Genomic DNA, 20,496 nt, shown 5'->3' with positions numbered 1-20,496 from the left:
CATTGGCGCGTCGGGGAGCCGATCCGCAATCGGCGCGCGGGGGGTGGAAGTCGCCAATTCGGCGATTGCCGCCAGCCCGCCCGATGCCTATGGTGCCACCCGGAACCAGCACCGGGAACCGCCGTTTCCGATGCGCATGCCCGGTCCTTCCAACCATCCGACAGGAGTTGCTCCGATGGCTTTCGAACTTCCCCCGCTCCCCTATGACTACGAGGCGCTCGCGCCCTTCATGTCGAAGGAGACGCTCGAGTACCATCACGACAAGCATCATCAGGCCTATGTCACCAACGGCAACAACCTGCTGAAGGGCTCGGGCCTCGAGGACAAGAGCCTCGAAGAGATCGTCAAGGAGAGCTACGGCAAGAATGCCGGCCTCTTCAACAATGCCGGCCAGCACTACAACCACATCCATTTCTGGAAGTGGATGAAGAAGGAAGGTGGCGGCAACAAGCTTCCTGGCAAGCTCCAGGCTGCGATCGACAGCGATCTCGGCGGCTACGACAAGTTCCGCACCGATTTCATCGCCGCCGGCACGACGCAGTTCGGTTCGGGCTGGGCCTGGCTGTCGGTCAAGGACGGCAAGCTCGCCATCTCCAAGACCCCGAACGGCGAGAACCCGCTGGTGCACGGCGCGACCCCGATCCTCGGCGTCGACGTCTGGGAGCACAGCTATTACATCGACTATCGCAACGCCCGCCCGAAATATCTCGAGGCGTTCGTCGACAGCCTGATCAACTGGGACTACGTGCTGGAACTCTACGAGAAGGCGTAAGTCCCTCTCGCCCGACCGACGATCAGAGCCCCGGCCGTGTGCCGGGGCTTTTTTCATGGAGCGCTCAGGCCTTCTGCAGTCCGCGCTGGCAGAAGGTGAAGTCCATGAGCTGCGGCCAGCCGGACTGGACGTCGTAGAGCCAGCGCTTGCACTCGGCCTGCTTCTTGAAGCAGCCATTGCCCCAGGCCGGCCAGAGGCCGGTGTCCCATGGGTTGGGCTTCGAACCCGAGAAGCGCGAGAACCAGACATTCTGCGGCCCGACCTCCGCGGCCAATGCCCGGCAGTCACCCGCCGAGACATTGTCGCCGAAACCCTGGAGGCCGTAGAAGCGCTGGCCGCCGCCCGGCGTCGTCGCCGTGCAGGAGGCGACGGCGAAGGCGAGGAGCGCGGCTCCCGCCACATTGCTCATCCCTGGCATGCGCATTGGCGAACCTCCCTTGCCTTCATGGCGTCCGCACATGGCGCCCGCGCATCCGCGGGCTCCCCATTGAAGGTGTCGCTCAACTGCCGGCCGTCAAGCGCGGCCGGTTACCTTGAGGACGAAGGCGGTCGCGAAGGCCGACTCCTTGAGACTGTCGAAACGCCCCGAGGCGCCGCCATGGCCGGCATCCATGTTGGTCTTCAGCAGCAGGAGCGAGTCGCTCGTCTTCGCGGCCCTGAGCTTCGCAACCCACTTTGCGGGCTCCCAATATGTCACGCGCGGATCGGTCAGGCCGCCCACCGCGAGGATCGGCGGATAGGCCCTGGCTGCCACATTGTCATAAGGCGAATAGCCCGCGATCGTCCGGTAGGCTTCCTCGCTTTCGATGGGATTGCCCCATTCGGGCCACTCGGGCGGCGTCAACGGCAGCGTGTCGTCGAGCATCGTGTTGAGCACATCGACGAACGGGACCTCCGCCACGATGCCTCCGAAGAGGTCGGGCGCCATGTTGGCCACCGCGCCCATCAGCATGCCGCCGGCCGAACCACCCCAGCCGACGATCCGCCCGCGCGACGTGAAGCCCTCCTTCGCGAGGAATTCGCCGGCGGAGATGAAGTCGAGGAAGCTGTTCTCCTTCTTCTCGCGCCGGCCTTCGGCATACCAGCGGAAGCCCTTGTCCTTGCCGCCGCGGATATGGGCGATGGCATAGACGATGCCGCGATCGACGAGCGACAGCCGCGTCGTCGAGAACGAGGCGGGGATGGTGATGCCGTAGGAGCCATACCCGTAGAGCAGCAGCGGGGCGCTGCCGTCGAGCGGCGTATCCTTGCGATAGAGCAGCGAGACGGGCACCGTCTCCCCGTCATGCGCCGGGGCGAAGATGCGGCGCGTCACATAGAGCGACGCGTCATGGCCGGAGGGAACCTCCTGCTCCTTCCGCAGGACGCGCGTGCGGGCGGCCATGTCGTAGTCATAGACCCGCGATGGCGTCGTCATCGAGGAATAGGTGAAGCGCAGGACCGTCGTGTCGAACTCGTAGCCTTCCGACAGGCCGAGCGAATAGGCTTCCTCGTCGAAGGCGATCGCGTGTTCCTCGCCGGTCGCCAGGGCGCGGATGACGATCCGCGGCAGCCCGCCCTCGCGCTCCAGGCGAACCATGAAATCCTTGAACAGCGTCACGCCGAGGATGAGGCGCCCCGACCGGTGCGGCACCAGGTCGGTCCAGTTCTCGCGGCCGGGTGCGGCGACGGGGGCGGTGACGATCTTGAAGTCCTCCGCCCCATCCGCATTGGTGAGGATGTAGAAGAGGTCACCATTGTGCTCGAGGTCATATTCCTCGGCCGGGCGCCGCGGGGCGATCAGCCGCGGCGCGGCGTCTGGCGCCTCGGCGTCGATGACATGCAGCTCCGAGGTCTCGTGGTCGTGCGAATCGACGACGAGATAGCGCGCCGACTGCGTCTGGCCAATCCCGAGGAAGTAGCCGGGATTGGTCTCCTCGAAGACGAGAACGTCCTCTGACGTCGGCGCACCCACGCGGTGGCGGTAGATGCGGCAGGGACGGTGATTGTCGTCGAGCACCGTGTAGAACAGCGTCCGGCTGTCGGCCGACCAGACGGCGCCGCCCGTCGTCGTCTCGATCCGGTCGTCGAGATCCGCGCCCGTCGAAAGATCGCGAACACGCAGCGTGTAGGATTCAGAACCCTTGTCGTCGTAGCTCCACGCCATCAGGGCGTGATCGGGGCTGTGGTCGGCGCCGCCCAGGTCATAGTAGGCATGACCCTTGGCGAGCGCATCGACATCGATCAGCACCTCTTCCGCGCCACCGGCGCGCGGGGTGCGGACGATGCGCGGCTGCTCGGCACCTTCGAGGAAGCGGGTGGCATAGGCGAATGGTCCGTCAGGCGCGGGAACGGACGAGTCGTCCTCCTTGATGCGGCCGCGCATCTCCTTGAAGAGCAGCGCCTGCAACGCCTCGGTATCGGCCATTTCGACCTTGGTGTAGGCGTTCTCCGCCTCGAGATAGCCGCGGATGTCGGCCGCCAGCGTCGCGGGATCGCGCATCACCTCCTGCCAGTTGTCGGCTCTGAGCCAGGCATAGTCGTCGACCCGCTCGATGCCGTGGACGGTGTGGCGGACGGGGTGGCGGGCGGCGATGGGCGGGCGCACGGTCATGGATCTCCGGAAGCGATGGCGCAGCGGAACGCGGGCTCCGCCGGACGCCCCTAGATAGAGGCGGCGGCCGCTTCCGCCAAGCGAGCATCAGGGGCGCATCGCAGCCGTCCCGAGCCGCGCCTCCGAGGGGTTTCCCGGGAGGGGGCGCGGCTCCGCGTCTCCCGTTTGATCGGCAATCGGCAAGGCATGGACCGATTCGCCTTGGGATCGCCGAACGGTCGTGTTTTTCTTTCTTTGTCGCGAATCGAACCACACCGTCCAGTCCAATCCAGCCGACATCCAGTCGAACTCAGGTGCCATCCAGTCGATCGGGAAAGGAGCCGATGATCAGAGCCGCCAGTCTCGCCCTCTTCCTGTTCGCATTCTGGCTCCTGATGTCGGGGCATTACACGCTCTGGCTGATCGGCGCCGGGCTGCTGGTGTCGATCGGCATCGCCTGGATTGGCCGCGTCACCGGCTTTGCCGACGAAGAGGGCCATCCGGTCGAACGGATCGTGGCCGGGCTCGGCTACTGGCCCTGGCTCGCGGTTGAGATCATCAAATCCTCCATCGGCGTCGCACGGGTGATCCTCGATGTCCGCCGTCCCGTGGCGCCGGAGTTCTTCGAGCTTCCGACCGGGCGGAAATCGGTCGTCGGCGCGGTGACCTATGCCAACTCGATCACCCTGACGCCCGGGACCGTCACCGTCGGCATCGATCGCGAGCGGCGGCTCTTCCGCGTCCATGCCCTGAGCAGGGAGGCGGCGCAGGATCTCAAGGACGGCGGCATGGAGCGACGTGTCGCGCGCTTCGAAGGGGAGGGGCGCTGATGATCGCCATCTTCGCCGCGCTCGTCGCCGTCCTCGTCGCGATCGTGATGCTCATCACCCGCGCGCTGACCGGCCCGACGATCTTCGACCGCCTGTTGGCGGTGAACACGATCGGCAATGCGGCGATCCTCATCGTCGCACTCTATGGCTTCGTCGGCGGACGGCCGGATTTCATCGATCTCGGGCTGACTTATGCCCTGCTCAATTATGTGGGCACCTTCGCCGTGCTGAAGTTCTTCCGCTCTGGTGCGCTCGGGGCCACAACCGACGAGAATGCGTCATGATCGCCATCGAGTGGGGCGGGCTCGCCGTCCAGATCGTGGGTGGCCTTCTCGTTCTCGCAGGGGCCGGCTTCTTCCTGATCGGAGCCTTCGGCTTCCTGCGCATGCCGGATCTCTTCACGCGCATCCACGCGGCGTCGCTCGCCGACACGACCGGCATGGCGCTGGTGCTGCTCGGCCTGGCGCTGCTGGCTGGACCGAGCTTCGCCGCGGCCAAGCTTGTCTGCCTGGTGCTGTTCCTGCTCTTCATGGGCCCTGCGGCGACGCACGCCCTCGCCGCCGCCGCGCTCGCTGCCGGCATCAAGCCTCTGCACGAAACGGGGGCGAAGCCCTCCATGTCGGCTGCGCGAAACGCCCGGCCCGCCAAACCGCGAAAGGGACGGCGATGACCAACGCGCCGCTGGTCGCCGAGGCGCTGCTGTCGCTGGTCCTCATGGGGTTCGTCGCGGTGCTCGCGGTGGCGATCCTCCGCGTGCGCGGTCTGCTCGCCCTCGTGATCCTGCTCGGCGCGTACAGCTTCATCATGGCGACGCTGTTCGTCGTCCTCGACGCAGTCGACGTGGCGATGACGGAGGCGTCGGTCGGTGCCGGCATCTCGACTGTCCTGTTCCTCGGCGCGCTCTACCTGACAGGCCATGGCGAGGCCGACCGCCAGCGCCGCATCGTCCCGATCCTCGTCTCCGGCATTACCGCCGTCGTGCTGGTCTGGGGCATGAGCGATCTTCCGGCCTTCGGCTCGGCCGATCAGCCGATCCATGCGCAGGGTGCCGATTATCTCGAGCGGTCGCTGCCCGACACCGGCATTCCGAACGTCGTGACCGCAGTCCTCGCCAGCTATCGCGGGTTCGACACGCTGGGTGAGACCGCGGTCGTCTTCACGGCGGCGATCGGCGTGATGGTGCTGCTGCGCCGGCGCGGCGAGAGGTCCTGAGCATGCGGTTCGACATCATTCTGCGCGTCGCCGCCAAGTTCATCCTGGCGCCGCTCCTGCTCTTCGCGCTGTATGTGCAGTTCCATGGCGACTACGGCCCCGGCGGCGGCTTTCAGGCAGGCGTGATCGCGGCTGCGGCCGTGATCCTCTACGCGCTGATCAATGGCCAGGCCGCTGCCGAGCGCATCGTGCCGGGCGGGCTCGTCGAGCGACTGGTTCCGGCCGGCGTCCTGATCTACGCCGCGGTCGGCATCGTCTCGCTGCTGCTCGGCGACAATTTCCTCGACTACGATCATCTCGCCCACGACGCCGTCCATGGACAGGAATGGGGCGTGTTCCTGGTCGAGGCCGGCGTGTTCGTGACCGTCTTCTCGAGCATGATCGCGATCTTCTACGCCTTCGCAGGACGGCGGCCGACATGACCTTCGTCGAGACGCTCGCCTCCGAAGCCACGCGCTATGTGATCGTCATCGTGATGGTCGCGGGACTCTACACGGTCATCGCGCGCGGCAACCTCATCAAGAAGCTCGTCGGTCTGTCGCTGTTCCAGTCCTCGGTCTACCTGCTCTACCTGTTGCCGGCCAAGATCTTCGGCGGCACCGCGCCGATCCTCGACGACCGCTTCGGGGTCTATTCCAACCCTCTGCCGCATGTGCTGATCCTCACCGCCATCGTCGTCGGCATCGGCACGCTGGCGCTCGGTCTCGCCCTCGCGATCCGCATCAAGGGCGCCTATGGCACGATCGAGGAGAGCGAGATCCTGGCACGCGACGCCGCGAGAGCCGAAGGCAAGGAGCGCGGTGCATGAGCCTCGCCGCGCTACAGCATCACCTGCCTGTGCTTGTCGTCCTGATGCCGCTGCTTGGCGGGCTCCTGGTCGCGATCATCCGTCATCCGGCCGCGTCCTGGCCGATCGCGATGGCCGCCACCGCCGCGAGCCTTGCCTGCGCTCTCGCCCTCTCGCGCGAGGTCGCCGCCAACGGCGTGATCTCCTATGCGCTCGGCGGCTTTCCGCCCGAGCTCGGCATCGAGTACCGGGTCGATGCCGTCAACGTCCTCATTCTCGTCGTCGTCACCTTCATGGCACTGGCGACGATCGCCTTCGCCCGCCTCAGCGTGGCGTCCGAGATCGACGAAGGGCGCCAGCCCTGGTTCTACACGATGATGCTCGTCGCCACGTCCGGCCTGCTCGGCATGGCGGTCACCGGCGACGCCTTCAACGCCTTCGTTTTCCTCGAGATTTCGTCGCTCGCCACCTACACGCTGATCGCGCTCGGCCGCGATCGCCGCGCGCTCGTCGCCGCCTACCAGTATCTCATCGTCGGAACCATCGGCGCGACCTTCTATGTCATCGGCGTCGGGCTTCTCTATCTCGCGACGGGCACGCTCAACCTCGCGCTGATCGCCGAGCGCCTGCCGGACGTCGCCTCGCCGCGCGCGCTTCTCGCCGCGGAGGCCTTCATCCTCGTCGGCATCGCCCTCAAGCTGGCGCTCTTCCCGCTGCATGCCTGGCTCCCCAACGCCTATGGCTATGCCCCCTCGGCCGCGACGGTCCTGCTCGCGTCCACGGCGACCAAGGTCGCGGTCTACCTGCTGGCCCGCTACATCTTCGGCATTTTCGGCCTGCATCGCGAGTTCGGCGATATCTCGGGCGCCTCGCTGCTGGTTCTCCTGTCTCTCGCGGCGATGTTCCTCGCTTCGGCGGCTGCGATCTTCCAGAACGACGTGAAGCGTCTTCTCGCTTTCTCGTCGATCGGGCAGATCGGCTACATCACGCTCGGCATCGCCATCGCCAATTCCGATGCGCTCACCGGCGCGTTCCTGCATATCGCCAACCACGCCGTGATGAAGGGGGCAGCCTTCATGGCGATCGGCGCCATCCTCTATCGCTGCGGCAGCGAGCGGCTCGAGGACCTCGCCGGAATCGGCCGCAGCATGCCGGTCACCGGCGCTGTGCTGACGATTGCCGGACTGGCGCTGATCGGCGTCCCTGGCACGAGCGGCTTCGTCTCCAAATGGTATCTGGTCGCCGGCGCCTTCGAGGCCGGCAAGGGCTGGCTCGGCCTCATGATCGTCGCGAGTTCTTTCCTGGCGGTGCTCTATGTCGGGCGGATCATGGAGGTCGTCTGGTTTCGCCCGCCTGGTCGGGTTGCCGCTGCCGCCACCGAGGCCTCTCCCGCGCTGCTCGTTCCGCTTGTGACTCTGGCCGTCCTGACGGTCCTGCTCGGCATCGCGGCGTCCTGGCCGGCGGAGATGGCGAGCAGTGCCGCGCGGGCGCTTCTCGGGGCGCGGCCATGACCACGCTTTTCTCCAACGAGTTGCTGCTCGTCCTCGCCCTGGCGGTTCCGGCCGCGGTCGCCCTGCTCGTGGCGCTGGTCGGCCGCCGGCCGAACCTCCGCGAGGCTGTCAGTCTTGCCGGCGCCCTGTTGCTCGCCGTGGTCGTGTTCCTGCTGCTGGCGCGCGTGCTCGAAGGGGCGCGGCCCTCGCTGCATCTCGTGACGATCGCGCCGGGTCTCGATCTCGCACTGGCGCTTGAGCCGCTCGGCATGCTGTTCGCCTGCGTCGCCGCGACGCTCTGGATCGCCAACACGGTCTATTCGATCGGCTATATGCGCGGAAACGACGAGCCGCGACAGACGCCGTTCTATTGCGCCTTCGCAGTGGCGATCTTCTCCACCATGGGCGTTGCGCTGTCCGGCAATCTCATCACGCTGTTCCTCTTCTACGAACTCCTGTCGATCTCGACCTTCCCGCTCGTGACCCACAAGCAGAGCGCGGAGGCGATGCGGGCCGGTCGCACCTATCTTCTGACGCTGATCGGCGCCTCGATGATCCTGCTGCTGCCGGCCATCGTGTGGACGGCGGTTGCCACGGGCACGACTGCGTTCACGCCCGGCGGCATCCTGGCGGGCCATGTCGGGCCGCTCGGCATGGCGGTGCTGTTCGGCATGTTCGTCTTCGGCGCGGCGAAGGCGGCCGTCATGCCGCTGCATCGATGGCTGCCGGCGGCCATGGTGGCGCCGACGCCTGTCTCGGCGCTCCTGCATGCCGTCGCGGTCGTCAAGGCCGGCGTCTTCACGATCCTCAAGGTCAGTGTCTACGTCTTCGGCCTGGACACGCTGCGCGAGACGGGCGCCTCGGCATGGCTCGTCTATGTCGCCGGGTTCACCGTTGTCGCTGCCTCGCTCGTGGCGCTGACGGCCGACGATCTGAAGCGCCGGCTGGCCTATTCGACGATCGGCCAGCTCTCCTACATCGTCATGGCGGCGGCCATCGCGACCCCGGCCGCCGCCATCGGCGCGGCACTGCACATCGCCGCCCATGCCGTCTCCAAGATCACGCTCTTCTTCGCGGCCGGCTCCGTCTATACCGCCGAACATGTCACCAAGGTCAGCCGCATGAATGGCATCGGCCGCCGCATGCCCTGGACCATGGCGGCCTTCGCGATCGGCACGGTGTCGATGATCGGTCTGCCGCCGACGGCGGGCTTCCTCGGCAAGTGGTTCATGCTCGGCGCCGCGGGCAGCGCAGCCGACTGGTTCGCCGTCGGCGTGATCGTCGTCTCCACCGTGCTGAACGGCGCCTATTTCCTGCCGATCCTGACGGCCGCGTTCCTGAAACCGGCCGGTGGCCCCGTTGCGGAAGCGCCGCTCGCGATCGTCGTGGCCCTGACGGCGACTGCCGCGGGGACGGTGCTTCTCTTCCTCTTCCCGGATGTGCCGCTTCGTCTGGCCAGCGCGATGGTGGCGCCGTGAAAGGACCCCGGTCATGAACTGGAGCAGCATCTTCGCAGGGCTTGGGGGGATGAGGTTGCGCCTGGCGATCGGGCTCGCCGTCCTGCTTGTCGTCCTTGTCGGTTGCGACTTCCTCGTCAGCCACCATCCCGCCTTCGGCATCGACGGCACGCCGGGCTTCGCCGCGTGGTACGGCATCGTCGCCTCAATCTCGGCGATCGCGCTCGCGACCGGCTGGGCCCGTATCGCCCGGCGTCCGGAGACCCGCGCCGGCGAGGAGGAGCGTGATGACTGAGACGCTGCTGCTCGCCCCGTTCTGGCCGCTGCTCGCCGGAAGCCTCGCCGTCCTGTTCGCCCGCGGTCGCCTGCAGGACCTCGTCTTCGTCGCCGCGCCGCTTCTGGCACTCGTCCTCGTCTGGACCGTTCCGGACGGCAACGAGACGGTCGGCTGGCTCGGCATGGTGCTGAAGCCGGTCTCGCCCGACGCCACCGCGCGGCTCTTCGGCACTGCATTCGCCTTTGCGGCGATTGCGGGCGCCGTCTTCGCGCTCGACCAGAAAAGCACGGCGGAGCGCGCTGCCGTGCTTCTTTATGCCGCCGCCGCGCAAGGGGTGGTCTTCGCCGGCGACCTGCTCAGCCTCTTCGTGTTTTGGGAACTGATGGCCATCGGTTCGACGCTGGTCATCTTCGCCAACGGAGCGGCGCGGGCGGGCACCCGCTACGCGCTCATGCATGCTTTCGGCGGCGTGCTGCTCTTCGCGGGCGTCGCCGGTTCGATCGGCGATGGCGGCATCGCGCTTCGACCGTTCGAAGCCGACTCCATCGCATCGCTGCTGATCCTCGCCGGCGTGCTGGTCAATGCCGGTGCGCCGCCCGTTTCGGCCTGGGTTGCCGATGCCTATCCGCGGGCGTCGTGGTCGGGCGCGGTGTTCCTCTCCGCCTTCACGACCAAGGCGGCGGTCGCGGTTCTGATCCGGCTGTTCCCGGGTGAATCCATGCTGATCCCGATCGGCCTCGTCATGGCCGTCTACGGCATGGTCTACGCGCTGATCGAGAACGATATCCGGCGCCTGCTCTCCTATTCGATCGTCGGGCAGGTCGGCTTCATGGTGGTCGCCGTCGGCATCGGCACTCCTCTGGCACTCGGGGCGGCCGCGGCACATGCCTTCGTCCACATCCTCTACAAGTCGCTCCTGATGATGGCGGCGGGCGCCGTCCTGCGAGCGACGGGCACGGCGCGGCTGACGGCGCTCGGTGGTCTGGCGCGGGCCATGCCGGCGACGACGCTCGCGATGATCCTCGGCGGCCTCGCACTCGCGGCCTTGCCTCTGACGGCGGGCTTCGTGAGCAAATCCGCTATCATGCAGGCGCTGGCCGAAGACCACGCCGCGACTGCCTGGTTCCTGTTGACCGCGGTCTCGGCAGGCTCGCTGCTCTATGCCGGGCTTCGTCTGCCCTGGTTCGCCATGCTTCGGCCAAAGCCGGGTCCGGCTACCGCGTGGGCGGCGCCCGTCAGCATGGTTGCCGCGATGGCGATCGTCGCCGCGGCGATTCTCGCGATCGGATTCATGCCGTCCCTGCTGACCATGCTGGTTCCGGCGATCGCGGGCGTCGCCGTGCTGACCCCCGACCATATCCTGTTCCAGATCATGCTGCTTGTCGGCGCGCTGATTTGTTTCGCAATGTTTCTGACAATACTTGCGCCGCGTGCGGGCATTACCGTCGACAGCGACTGGTTGTGGCGAGTGGCGCCGTCCCTATTCGGCCGTCGCGCCAGCGCCGTATGGCGAGCAGCACGGCTCGCCCTCCTTCCTGCCTCCGATGCGGCGCGGCAGGAAAATCGTCTGCTTGCAAGGGCTTGGGTGAGGATGACATCGGATGCCGGCAACTGGCGAACCGGCGATATCGCGCTCGCGGCGACCGCACTTCTGGGTATCGTTCTGTTGATCGCAGCCTTGTGATGGTTGCGGCCGAATTGTGTTCGAATTGAATAGATCGAAACGAGACCAAACGCCGCGTCGTTCTAGTTGTGGGCCGGGCGATCTCAGCGAAACTTGAGGCTTGTATTCGCTGGAGAGCACTTATATAGATCGCCCACAATAACCAATCGGGCGCCGGACGGCTTCGATCGTCGCAATGCGCGTGCGGTAAGCGCGATGATCACATGACCAAGTCCTGCGGGGCCCCGACAGAGTTTTCTCCCCTATATCCAAGAGGTTCGAGCGCAAGATGAGCGACAAAATCGTAGGCAGCGACCTGATCGATCTGACGGCGGATATCGTGTCGGCTTACGTCAGCAACAACTCGGTCTCCGCGGCTGATCTGCCGGGGTTGATCTCCGAGGTTTTCCAGGCGCTCAACCGCACGCATGGCGGCGTCGTCGAGCCGGAGCCGGAGCCGTTGAAGCCCGCCGTGAACCCGAAGAAGTCGGTGTTCCCGGACTACATCGTCTGCCTCGAGGACGGGAAGAAGTTCAAGTCGCTGAAGCGCCACCTGCGCACGCACTATGATCTGTCGCCCGAAGAATATCGCGAGAAGTGGGGCCTGCCGGCCGACTATCCGATGGTCGCCCCGAACTACGCCGCTGCGCGCTCCGAGCTCGCCAAGAAGATGGGCCTCGGCCAGCAGCGCAAGCGCCGCTGATCACCGGCACGGCCGGACACGAGAAATCGACCGAGGGCCTGGCCGTGTGCCGGGCCCTTGTTTTTCCTGGCCACGACACAGCGCGTGGTTGCAGCCAAAAGAATCTATCCCCGCCGCGCGAAACCGAGTTAGCCTACCGATAGGAAGTAATTCCTAATATGGCAATTCGCAGTTGAGTCGGGATGGATGGATCATGCAGTTTCAACAAAGCGGGGCGACTGGGAGCACGCGCGGTCCGGTGGACGGCGAAGAGCGGATGCGGCGCATGCTCACAGAGGCGATCGGCGAGGCGCTCGGCGTCAGGCCTGACCGCATCCTGTCGCCGGTGCGCGGCACGGCCCGTGTGGCACTCGCTCGGCAGGTCGCGATCTATCTCGCTCGCACGAGGCTCGGCCTTTCTTTCACAGAAGCTGGACGGCTCTTCCGCCGAGACCGCACGACCGCCGCCCATGCCTGCCGCCGGATCGAGGAGTCGCGGGACGACGCCCACTTCGATGCGCTCATCGACCGCCTGGATGTCGCGATCGCCGGCCGGCTCGCCACGCGGGACATCTCCCGATGACGATGGATGCTGACGAGCGCAGGCTGGCAAAGCGCCTCTCCGTCGCCGGAGCCATCGTGACCATCTCGTCGGACGAGGCCACACTCGTGAGTGGCGAGCCGAAGGCGCAGCGGTGCAGGGTCGCGGTCAGCGTGGCGGCGGTTCGCGGCCTGCTCGCGCGTGGAGCGCTCGAGGGGGCGGGCGACGCGGGATGCTACCGACTGTCGCCTGCGGGCCGGCTCATGCTTCGCCGGATGCTTGCCGGAGGCGACCTCGCTGCCCAGCATCAGGACCGCACGACGGCGGTGATCACGATGGCCGGCGAGCGGCGCGCGGTCACGGTCAATCGCGGCGAGAGCCCGCTCGCCTGGCTCCGGGCCCGCAAGGGCCGCGACGGCCAGCCGCTCATTGATGCGGCGGCCTTCGATGCGGGCGAGCGGCTTCGCACCGATTTTACGCGTGGCCAGATGATGCCGTCCGTCACCGCGAGCTGGAATCCGGCGGCGAGCGGCGCGCGCGGCAGCGGCCATGCCGGCGGCGTCGCCGAGTTGACCGATGCAGCCCTCGCGGCGCGGCTGCGCGTCGGAAGGGCGGTCGAGTGCCTCGGGCCGGAGCTTGCCGGCGCCGTGGTCGACTTCTGCTGCTTCCTGAAAGGCATCGACCAGATCGAGAGCGAACGCGGCTGGCCCCAGCGTTCGGCAAAGCTGGTGATCCGGCTCGGTCTTTCCGCGCTCGCCCGCCACTACGGCCTCGCCGGCGAGGCGGTCGGGCGGGAGCGCCGGCGCATCGTCTGAAAATGGGTTGGCTCAGGCGGCTGCCGCCGCCTCGGCCCTGATCCGAGCGACCATCGAACGAAGACCGTTCGATCGCTGCTGCGAGAGGTGATCCTTGAGGCCGAGCCGTGCGAAGACCGCCTCGGCATCGGTGGAAAGGATCTCAGCCGGAGTACGCCCCGAGAAGAGAGCGATGACGATGGCGACGAGGCCGCGGACGATCAGTGCATCGCTGTCGCCTTCGAAGTCCAGGCGCCGCCCGTCCTTGCCCTCGCGCAGCGACTTCTGCAGCCACACCTGACTCGCGCAGCCCTGGACCCTGTTGGCGTCGTTATGAGCCTCGTCGGCGAGCGGAGGCAATTGCCGTCCGAGCTCGATGAGATAGCGGTAGCGGTCCTCCCATTCATCGAGAAAGGCGAAGTCGTCGATGATCGTCTCGATCGAGGGCAGTGCGGGCGTGTCCATGCGCGGGATATAGAGGCTTTCGCGACGAAGGGGGAGGGTGCACGCGGACTGCTGTCACCGCTCGCCAGTCGTCAGGCCTTGCCGTCAGGATGAGCCGCCGGCACAGCGCGCGGTGCGATGTCCTCGGCCCTCAGCGTGCCGGTGGCGGGGAGGGCTGCGACGGGTTCCGCGTCCTGATGGGCGTTCGCGCCGGCGGAATGACCGCCGAAGCGCCCGGCGATCATCGCGGCATTCTGCCAGGCGCGCGCACCGAGGCTTTGCAGCGCAGCGCCGCCATGGACGCAGACATCGGGCTGGCGCTGGCAGATGCCTGAAAGATCGGCGACGACGCCGCGCGCCGCGAGCAGGGCATCGGCGGCGCCACTGGTGAAGGATGTTTCGTCCTTGCTTCCGCTGCCGGGGATCAGCAGCAGCACGACCGTCAGCCAGAACACGGCGCGGATGATGAACAAGGGTCGGCCCTCCGAACGCGATACAGGATCGAGGCGTCACGTTTTCCGTGATCTGGGGAAGACCTCACACGCTCCACCTGAAAGCGGAGTTCATCGGATCCGGCGGAATTGATTCAAATTCGAATGATCTCGGCGCAGCTTTCGCTGACCGGCTTTCGGCCTGCCTTCAACGTTCCTTAAGCCGCAACTGCCACGATCCGCCCGTCCCGATCGAGGCCTCGGCGGGGTGCGGCCGACGGCCGGAACGGCACCGGCAGTTGTGTTTTGCGTATGACGGTTTCCTTCGAGCCCTTGCGGCGGATCATGGATGGGCTGGTGCACGGCCGCGCGGCGGAGGACCCGCTGGTCGCCGCCCGTCACCGCAGCTTCATCGCCGCGCATCTCGCCGCCGGGCTGCTGGCGCTGCTCGCGATCCCGGTCTGGCTGGCCGTCGCGGGCTTGCCGTCGCCCGCGGTGGCCATCGCCTTCCTGCTGTTCGTTGCGCCGCTGCCGATCGCGGCGTTCCTTTCGCGCACCGGACGTTATGGGGTAGCTCAACTCCTCTCCTCGGCAGCGCTCGCGACGCTCGTCGCATGGCTCGCGGCCTTTACGGGGGGCATGACCTCGCCCGCCTTGACCTGGCTCGTTCTGGTGCCTGCGGAAGCTGGGCTCGCCGGATCGCGACGCGTGATGGGCGCCGCTGCCGGCCTCGCCGTCGCGGCGCTCGCCGCGGTGCTTCTCCTGACAGCGGCAGGCGCCCTGCCGGTGCAACTCGCGGTTCAGCCGGCGTTCGGCCCGGCCGTGATCGCCGGCGCCGTCCTCTACGCGGCCCTCATCGCGATCCGTGTCGAGACGCTGCATGCTGAGGCCAGCGCGGCGGCGCGGCTCGGCGACAATCGGTATCGCCTGCTCGCGGACAACGCGACCGACCTCATCACCCGGCATTTGGCCAATGGCGACGTGACCTTCGCTTCGCCGGCCGCTCGCGCGCTGGCGGCATGCCCGCCGGCCGACCTTCTCGGGCAGGGCTTGTTCCATCGCGTGCTGATCGGAGACCGGCCGGCCTTTCTCCGCGCGCTGTCCGAAGCGGACCGCACCGGCGAGACCGTGACGGCGGAATTCCGCCTGCGCGTCGGCCCGGAGGAGGCGGGTGGCTTCACCTGGGTCGAGATGCGCTGCCGGCCGGTCGTCGATCCTGCCTCGGGGCGCGGCGTGGTCGCCGTCACCCGCGACATCAACTTCCGCAAGGCGCAGGAAGCCGCCTTCGCCGAAGCGAGCCGGGCCGCCGACGAGGCGAACCGCGCCAAGAGCCAGTTCCTCGCCAATATGAGCCATGAACTGCGAACACCGCTCAACGCCATCATCGGTTTTTCCGACATTCTCGAACAACAGCTCTTCGGCCGATTCGAGTTCGAGCGTCATCGCGACTATGCGCGGCTGATCCGCTCCTCGGGCGAGCACCTCCTCGAGGTGGTGAACAGCATTCTCGACATGTCGAAGATCGAGGCCGGCCGTTTCGAGATCCATGTCGAGCCGGTCCCGGTCGCCGGGCTGGTCGAGAGCGCGATCGAGATGATGTCGCATCAGATCGCGAGCCGTCATCTCCGTCTCGAGCGACGCATCGAGCCCGGCTTGCCGGATCTTCTCGCCGACCGCCGCGCCTGCCGGCAGATCCTGCTCAACCTCCTCTCCAACGCCGCCAAGTTCACCGAGGCGGGCGGGACGGTGACGATCGCCGCGCGGGAAGGTCAGGGCGGCATCGTCGTTGAGGTCGCAGATACCGGCATCGGCATCTCGGCCGACGACCTGCCACGCCTCGGCACGCCCTTCGTCCAGGCGGATGCCGACATCAACCGCCGCTACGAAGGCACCGGGCTCGGCCTCTCTGTAGTGAAGGGCCTCGTGCACCTGCATGGCGGAACGCTCGCCATCGCCAGCAAGCCGGGCGAGGGCACGACGGTCTCCGTCACGCTGCCCGCCGAAACCGTGGCGCGGCCGACCGAACGGCGCGCGGCGCCGGGCGGCATGGCCTATGAGAAGGAGCGCCGCATTGCCTGAGCGTCGCCCGAAGCCGAAGCCGGTGGTGCGCCGCCGCGACGTCTATACCGAGCCGGACGGTCTTTTCGGCCGCATCACCGATGCCGTGATCGAGAATCCGGTCCGCACCGGCGGCTTCGTCATGGTCGTCATCGTCGTCGGAGCCATCGTCACCAACGCGGCCTATTTCCAGACGGCGCATCATCCGGCGCCCTTCTTCGCCACCCGGCCCGATGCAGGCACGGAGGCGACGAGCACGGTGCCGCTGCCGAAGCAGCGGGCTGGGCAGAACGCGGCGAACCAGCCGGCGAAGGCCGAGAAGCCGCTCGCGAGCGCCCCGGCGGCTGCGCCGATCCCAACCGATCCCGTCGCGCTGCTCATGGAGACGCAGCGCTCGCTCGCGGCGCTGAAGCTCTATGACGGCGCGGTCGACGGCAAGATGGGCCGCCAGACCCGCGCCGCGATCACCGCCTTCGAGACCGAGCAGGGCCTGCCGGCAACGGGGCAGCCCAGCGCCAGGCTGCTGGCGCTGCTGAGGAAGGTGCTGCCGAGGTCGAGCAACGCGGCGCCTTCGGGCGATGGTCCAGCCGCCGCCGCCTTGCCGGCGCAGCCAGCCGACCCGACCGCCACCGGCTCGATCGACCCGATCCAGTCCGCCGCCCGCATTCGCAAGGTCCAGTCGGCCCTGAACGATATCGGCTACGGCCCGATCCGCGTCGACGGAAACGGCGGCGGGGATACCGAGGATGCGGTGCGGCGCTTCGAACTCGACAACGGCCTTGCGCTGACCGGCGAGGTCAACGACATGGTGGTCCAGAAGCTGATCGCGATCGGCGCGATGAAATCCATCTAGTCACGACCAGAACGGAATCAGGACATGCGAGTCACCTCGGCGCTCTTCGTGTCGGCGCTGGTGCGACGCGCGATGGTGGGCGGCGCCTTCGCCGCGGTCACGCGGCGCGGCGCTTCCGAGGCCGGCGCCATCTTCGTGGTGGTCGATCGGCTCGACGGCGGCTTCGATCTCTACGGCCAAGCGCCGCAGAGCGCCTTCCTCGACAGCGACAGGCCGACGGATCGCCTCTTCACGCGGATCGAATCCGGCGTCGCGCGCGAGAGGATTCTGACCCGTCTCGGCTCGGAGGAGCGCTTCGATCCCGATCTCTATGTCGTCGAGATCGAGGACAAGCAGGCGCGGCCCTTCCTCAATGTGGTCGAGGCCTGAGCGTCAGCCGCGGCGGAGGCCGAAGGTGCTGCGCTCGGGCGGATCGGACAGGCCGGAGGGGGAAAGAGGCGCGGAGCGGGCGTCGCCCGAATGGATGCCGCGCCGGATCTCGAGATCCGCGAAGACCGGCTGATGGCCGGAGGCCGCGCCCTCCATCGGCTTCGACCGCGGCATCTCCCCGGTCCGCCACAGCGCCAGCAGGTCCGCCGCGACGCTTTCCGGCGTCTCGGAGAGGAGGCGCGCCAGACGATCGAAGCTCTCGACGCCCTGCGCGATCACGGGGTTGGCGAACATCAGAACCTGTTGCGCCTCGCTCTCCGAAAGCCCGATGCCGCGCAGGAGCACGACCAGCGGTTCGCCGGACGGATCATCGAGGAGGGCGGTGACATCCGCTTCCTCAAGGCGCAGGCCCTGGGCCAGCGTGCGGATGAGAGCATCGCGCTGCCGCTGGCGGGCCAGCGAGGCGAGGCGCGCACGGCCGAGCGCAAGGCGGAAGGCATGATCGGCGTCGAGGACGCTGCCGGCGCCTCGGCTGCTGGCGGGCCGCCCGGCGAGATGGTTGAGGACGGCGAGCCGGCCGGCACGGTCGAGATCGAGGAAGGCGCCGGCCGAGGCCGGCAGCGGATCGGCAAGATGCCGGCGCGAAGCCCGGCCGGCCTTATCGCCCGCGATCTCTTCGAAGCTGGTCGCGAGCGCCCGCACCGCGGCGAAAATCTCCATCGCTTCGGGGCCCGGCGCCGGATCGCGAAACTCGGGCTCGTCCTCTGAAGTCGGATCGGGGGCGATGGGAGCGGACTGCGCCGTTGCCGCCTCGTCCGCGGGCACCTCGGCAGCGGCGGCGGGGACGGCTTCGTGCGATCCGAGGATCCGGTCCGGCTCGTCCTCGGCGGCCGGGGCGAGGAATGCGGGTTGCTCGGCCGGGAGTTCCAGCATATCGGCGGCAGCGACGGGCTCGGCCGGCGTGTCGTCCGTCTCGGTGACGACGTCGGGATAGCCGGAAAGGCGGGCGATCACCTCGGCATCGCCGGTGAGCCGCAGGGCGCCGACGACGAGCGCCGACAGGTCGCCGCGCGTCGCGATCAGGCGATGATGCGGCGCCCCGGTTCCGGCGATGATGGTGAGAAGGTCGAACTCGCCGAGCGCCGGCGAGCGCTTGAGCACGGGGCTCGCCACCTCGGGTACATCCTTGCCGAGCAGGCGCAGCACGGAGGCCGGTGCATCGGCGCTCCGCGACAGCCGCTCGGCCACGAAGGCGCGGTCGGCCGCCGGGACGCGGGCGAGAAAATGCGTCGCGAGCTCTTCGAAGCGGCGGATGGCGTCCGCATCGTGGTTCGCCTCAAGGACGAAGAGCTCCGTGGTGGCCCGGAGCAGGGCGGCATCGCGGCTTTGCTGGTTGGACACGGCCATGGCCAGGAGACCATCCGAAGGAAATGAGGGATGCATGATCACGCGGTACCGGGAGCGAAGGCTCGACGCGGAGTCTCGCGGGAATGCATTGACGGACTGTTAACCTTGCGGGCGTTTTAATGAATTTCATAAGAGCCGAAGGCATCCGCCGTGGCTCGGGCATGCGTCCGGCCGGCGGATACGGCAAGGAGGGCCGCATGGGAGCGCTGTTGGCCTTTTCGAGCGATGCGAGGCGCCGCCCGCGACCACTGCGCCGTGGCGAGCCTCGTGGCGAGATCGTGATCTTCTCCGGCGTCCGCATCGAGCGGATCCCCGACCCCCAGCCGGCGCCGAAGTCCGCCCCCGCGAAGACACGTCCCTAGATTTCCCGGAACGTCGAGCAATAAGCGTCCGGCGCTGCGACAGCGCTCGGGCGCTTTCGCTCGTCGCGAGATGCCGCCTTACCCCGCAATGAAAAGAGGCCCGTCTTGCGACGGGCCTCGAAGTCATCCCCGGGGTGAAGGGATGGAGGTCAGGATTATTGTTGTTACCGTGGACCGGTAATTACCAGGAGCGCTTCATCCAGAGGTTGACCGACCAGACGTCGCCGTCGTTGTCGTCGCCATTGTCCGTGATGTCGAGGTGCGAGTACTGGCCGTCGAGCATCAGGTCGAGGCCCGTGACAGGCGTCCAGCCGGTCGAGGCGACGAAGCGATAGGCGTCGATGTTGTAGTTGCCATACTCGGTGCCATCGCCGTCATACGAAGCGTAGCCGCCCGAGACGGCCGACCAGACGGCCGGCGTCCAGACATGCTTGTACGAAGCAAGGGCCGACCAGCTGGAGCCGGGGGCGATCGCCGCGTAGTAGAGCGTGCCAAGATTGGCGGCCGTGCCGGCGACCGAGGTGCCGCCCGCGATGCCGGTGTAGGAGTTGGCGTTGTCGCCATAGGCACCGGTGATGAAGAACTTGTCGCCCGGCGAGAAGCTGTCGAGCGCGAACTCGAGGCTGCCGCCGACGGCCCAGCCGTCCTTCTTCTCGTAGTTGTAGGGGTCGAGGAGCGTGCCCGAGCCCGACTGATCGACGGCGGCGTTCACGTAGGCGCCGGCGAACTTGGCCGAGAAGATGCCCGAGGCGTAGGTGACCGCACCGACGATGTCCGGGATGTTGCTCTGGCCGCCATAGGCATAGGCGCCGTCGATGTCGGTGATGCCGTCGAGGCCCGGAGCCGAGCCACGGTCACGCTGGTCTTCGATCGACAGGGCGAGACCGAAGCCGTTGACGGCATAGGTCGCCTGGATGTGGTCGACGGTCGAGTCCGAACCGAAGGCGCCGGTGTCGGTGTAGCCGCGGCCGAAGTCGAACAGCGAGGTGAAGCGACCAGCCTTGATCGGCCCGATCGACAGCCACGCGCTGTCGACATAGGCGGAGTTCGTCGAGGAGTTGACGATCTGCGAAGCCGACGAGGAGAAGTTGCCGGTGTTGCCGGTCTGGGCGCGGTAGTCGATGAAGCCCGTCAGGTTACCGAACTCGGTGACCGACGACGCGGTGAGCTGAACCGAAGCTTCCGTGTAGAAGTTCGACCAGTTCGAGGTCGGGTAGTAGCTGTTGTAGGTGCCGAAGTCGGTGTCGCCGAAGGCGGTGCCGAACTTCACATAGCCGCCGACCTTGATGCAGGTGTCGGTGCCGGGCGAGTAGAAGAAGCCCGAACCGAAGGCGTCGCAGACCTTCACGTAGTCGACCGGCTCGGCGACCGTCAGATCCGCAGCCTGGGCGCTGCCGGCCACGAGCATGGCGGCGGCAGAGCCAAGGAGAAGAGTCTTCAGATTCATAGTCGTTCTCCAGTTAGATTGGGCCGTCTGCCTCTCCCCCGCCCGTGA

The 20,496-nt window shown here is 67.4% G+C and carries 23 protein-coding genes; 17 read left to right on the top strand and 6 right to left on the bottom strand.

The window, feature by feature from the left end; genetic code table 11:
- Positions 1 to 175: 175 nt before the first annotated feature.
- On the top strand, positions 176 to 772 hold the full coding sequence (locus QO015_RS06145) for a superoxide dismutase (protein ID WP_266280790.1): 597 nt from the start codon (positions 176 to 178) through the stop codon (positions 770 to 772).
- Between the two features lie 64 nt (positions 773 to 836).
- Here the strand turns inward: QO015_RS06145 and QO015_RS06140 are convergent, their stop codons facing one another.
- A complete protein-coding gene (locus QO015_RS06140) occupies positions 837 to 1,196 on the bottom strand; it encodes a hypothetical protein (protein ID WP_266280791.1) in 360 nt (119 codons plus the stop codon).
- A 90-nt stretch (positions 1,197 to 1,286) separates the two neighbouring features.
- Positions 1,287 to 3,365, bottom strand: a complete 2,079-nt coding sequence (locus QO015_RS06135; RefSeq protein WP_266280792.1) for a S9 family peptidase — start codon at positions 3,363 to 3,365, stop codon at positions 1,287 to 1,289.
- Positions 3,366 to 3,688: 323 nt separating this feature from the next.
- On the opposite strand from QO015_RS06135, the gene QO015_RS06130 reads away from it, so the two are divergent.
- From QO015_RS06130 to QO015_RS06070, 13 genes are all read left to right on the top strand, one after another.
- Positions 3,689 to 4,174: a Na+/H+ antiporter subunit E gene (locus tag QO015_RS06130; RefSeq protein ID WP_266280793.1), complete on the top strand. Its 486-nt coding sequence runs from the start codon at positions 3,689 to 3,691 to the stop codon at positions 4,172 to 4,174.
- Complete coding sequence (locus QO015_RS06125; RefSeq protein ID WP_266280794.1) at positions 4,174 to 4,458, top strand: MrpF/PhaF family protein; 285 nt, start codon at positions 4,174 to 4,176, stop codon at positions 4,456 to 4,458. The genes QO015_RS06130 and QO015_RS06125 overlap by 1 nt, the downstream gene beginning before the upstream one ends.
- Positions 4,455 to 4,844, top strand: coding sequence for a monovalent cation/H(+) antiporter subunit G (gene mnhG / locus QO015_RS06120; RefSeq protein ID WP_266280795.1), 390 nt, complete (start codon positions 4,455 to 4,457; stop codon positions 4,842 to 4,844). The genes QO015_RS06125 and mnhG overlap by 4 nt, the downstream gene beginning before the upstream one ends.
- A complete protein-coding gene (locus QO015_RS06115; protein ID WP_266280796.1) occupies positions 4,841 to 5,386 on the top strand; it encodes a DUF4040 domain-containing protein in 546 nt (181 codons plus the stop codon). Before mnhG ends, QO015_RS06115 begins: the two co-directional genes overlap by 4 nt.
- A 2-nt stretch (positions 5,387 to 5,388) precedes the next feature.
- Positions 5,389 to 5,808, top strand: coding sequence for a Na(+)/H(+) antiporter subunit B (locus QO015_RS06110; RefSeq protein ID WP_266280797.1), 420 nt, complete (start codon positions 5,389 to 5,391; stop codon positions 5,806 to 5,808).
- The gene (locus tag QO015_RS06105; RefSeq protein WP_266280798.1) at positions 5,805 to 6,194 is read left to right on the top strand and encodes a cation:proton antiporter subunit C; all 390 of its coding nucleotides are present in this window, start codon (positions 5,805 to 5,807) and stop codon (positions 6,192 to 6,194) included. The genes QO015_RS06110 and QO015_RS06105 overlap by 4 nt, the downstream gene beginning before the upstream one ends.
- The gene (locus QO015_RS06100) at positions 6,191 to 7,684 is read left to right on the top strand and encodes a monovalent cation/H+ antiporter subunit D family protein (protein ID WP_266280799.1); all 1,494 of its coding nucleotides are present in this window, start codon (positions 6,191 to 6,193) and stop codon (positions 7,682 to 7,684) included. Before QO015_RS06105 ends, QO015_RS06100 begins: the two co-directional genes overlap by 4 nt.
- Positions 7,681 to 9,141, top strand: coding sequence for a proton-conducting transporter transmembrane domain-containing protein (locus QO015_RS06095; RefSeq protein WP_266280800.1), 1,461 nt, complete (start codon positions 7,681 to 7,683; stop codon positions 9,139 to 9,141). Before QO015_RS06100 ends, QO015_RS06095 begins: the two co-directional genes overlap by 4 nt.
- 13 nt (positions 9,142 to 9,154) lie before the next feature.
- The gene (locus QO015_RS06090; protein ID WP_266280801.1) at positions 9,155 to 9,415 is read left to right on the top strand and encodes a hypothetical protein; all 261 of its coding nucleotides are present in this window, start codon (positions 9,155 to 9,157) and stop codon (positions 9,413 to 9,415) included.
- Entirely contained in the window at positions 9,408 to 11,081 is a 1,674-nt protein-coding gene (locus QO015_RS06085) for a proton-conducting transporter transmembrane domain-containing protein (protein WP_266280802.1), read from the top strand. The genes QO015_RS06090 and QO015_RS06085 overlap by 8 nt, the downstream gene beginning before the upstream one ends.
- A gap of 268 nt (positions 11,082 to 11,349) precedes the next feature.
- Complete coding sequence (locus tag QO015_RS06080; protein ID WP_266280803.1) at positions 11,350 to 11,763, top strand: Ros/MucR family transcriptional regulator; 414 nt, start codon at positions 11,350 to 11,352, stop codon at positions 11,761 to 11,763.
- A 265-nt stretch (positions 11,764 to 12,028) separates the two neighbouring features.
- The gene (locus tag QO015_RS06075; RefSeq protein ID WP_266280804.1) at positions 12,029 to 12,325 is read left to right on the top strand and encodes a helix-turn-helix domain-containing protein; all 297 of its coding nucleotides are present in this window, start codon (positions 12,029 to 12,031) and stop codon (positions 12,323 to 12,325) included.
- Complete coding sequence (locus tag QO015_RS06070; RefSeq protein WP_266280805.1) at positions 12,322 to 13,098, top strand: DUF6456 domain-containing protein; 777 nt, start codon at positions 12,322 to 12,324, stop codon at positions 13,096 to 13,098. The genes QO015_RS06075 and QO015_RS06070 overlap by 4 nt, the downstream gene beginning before the upstream one ends.
- A gap of 12 nt (positions 13,099 to 13,110) precedes the next feature.
- Here QO015_RS06070 and QO015_RS06065 read toward each other — a convergent pair whose 3' ends face one another.
- Positions 13,111 to 13,542 carry a SufE family protein gene (locus QO015_RS06065; RefSeq protein ID WP_266280806.1) on the bottom strand — a complete coding sequence of 144 codons (432 nt, stop codon included), beginning with the start codon at positions 13,540 to 13,542 and terminating at the stop codon, positions 13,111 to 13,113.
- A gap of 71 nt (positions 13,543 to 13,613) precedes the next feature.
- Positions 13,614 to 13,994 carry a DUF5330 domain-containing protein gene (locus QO015_RS06060; protein WP_266280807.1) on the bottom strand — a complete coding sequence of 127 codons (381 nt, stop codon included), beginning with the start codon at positions 13,992 to 13,994 and terminating at the stop codon, positions 13,614 to 13,616.
- Positions 13,995 to 14,264: 270 nt separating this feature from the next.
- On the opposite strand from QO015_RS06060, the gene QO015_RS06055 reads away from it, so the two are divergent.
- From QO015_RS06055 to QO015_RS06045, 3 genes are read left to right on the top strand one after another with little or no spacing between them, the layout of a single operon-like run.
- Complete coding sequence (locus QO015_RS06055; protein ID WP_266280808.1) at positions 14,265 to 16,031, top strand: sensor histidine kinase; 1,767 nt, start codon at positions 14,265 to 14,267, stop codon at positions 16,029 to 16,031.
- Positions 16,024 to 16,863 (top strand): peptidoglycan-binding domain-containing protein, encoded by an 840-nt coding sequence (locus QO015_RS06050; RefSeq protein ID WP_266280809.1) that lies wholly within the window; start codon positions 16,024 to 16,026, stop codon positions 16,861 to 16,863. The genes QO015_RS06055 and QO015_RS06050 overlap by 8 nt, the downstream gene beginning before the upstream one ends.
- Before the next feature lie 24 nt (positions 16,864 to 16,887).
- Complete coding sequence (locus QO015_RS06045) at positions 16,888 to 17,232, top strand: DUF1491 family protein (RefSeq protein WP_266280810.1); 345 nt, start codon at positions 16,888 to 16,890, stop codon at positions 17,230 to 17,232.
- A 3-nt stretch (positions 17,233 to 17,235) separates the two neighbouring features.
- Here QO015_RS06045 and QO015_RS06040 read toward each other — a convergent pair whose 3' ends face one another.
- On the bottom strand, positions 17,236 to 18,639 hold the full coding sequence (locus tag QO015_RS06040) for a DUF2336 domain-containing protein (protein WP_266280811.1): 1,404 nt from the start codon (positions 18,637 to 18,639) through the stop codon (positions 17,236 to 17,238).
- 543 nt (positions 18,640 to 19,182) lie between these two features.
- Complete coding sequence (locus tag QO015_RS06035; protein WP_266280812.1) at positions 19,183 to 20,448, bottom strand: porin; 1,266 nt, start codon at positions 20,446 to 20,448, stop codon at positions 19,183 to 19,185.
- Positions 20,449 to 20,496: the final 48 nt, after the last annotated feature.

Source organism: Kaistia geumhonensis (assembly GCF_030815145.1).
Taxonomy (GTDB): domain Bacteria; phylum Pseudomonadota; class Alphaproteobacteria; order Rhizobiales; family Kaistiaceae; genus Kaistia; species Kaistia geumhonensis.
Note: the sequence above shows the minus strand (reverse complement) of the source record. Positions and strands in the feature narration are given on the sequence as shown.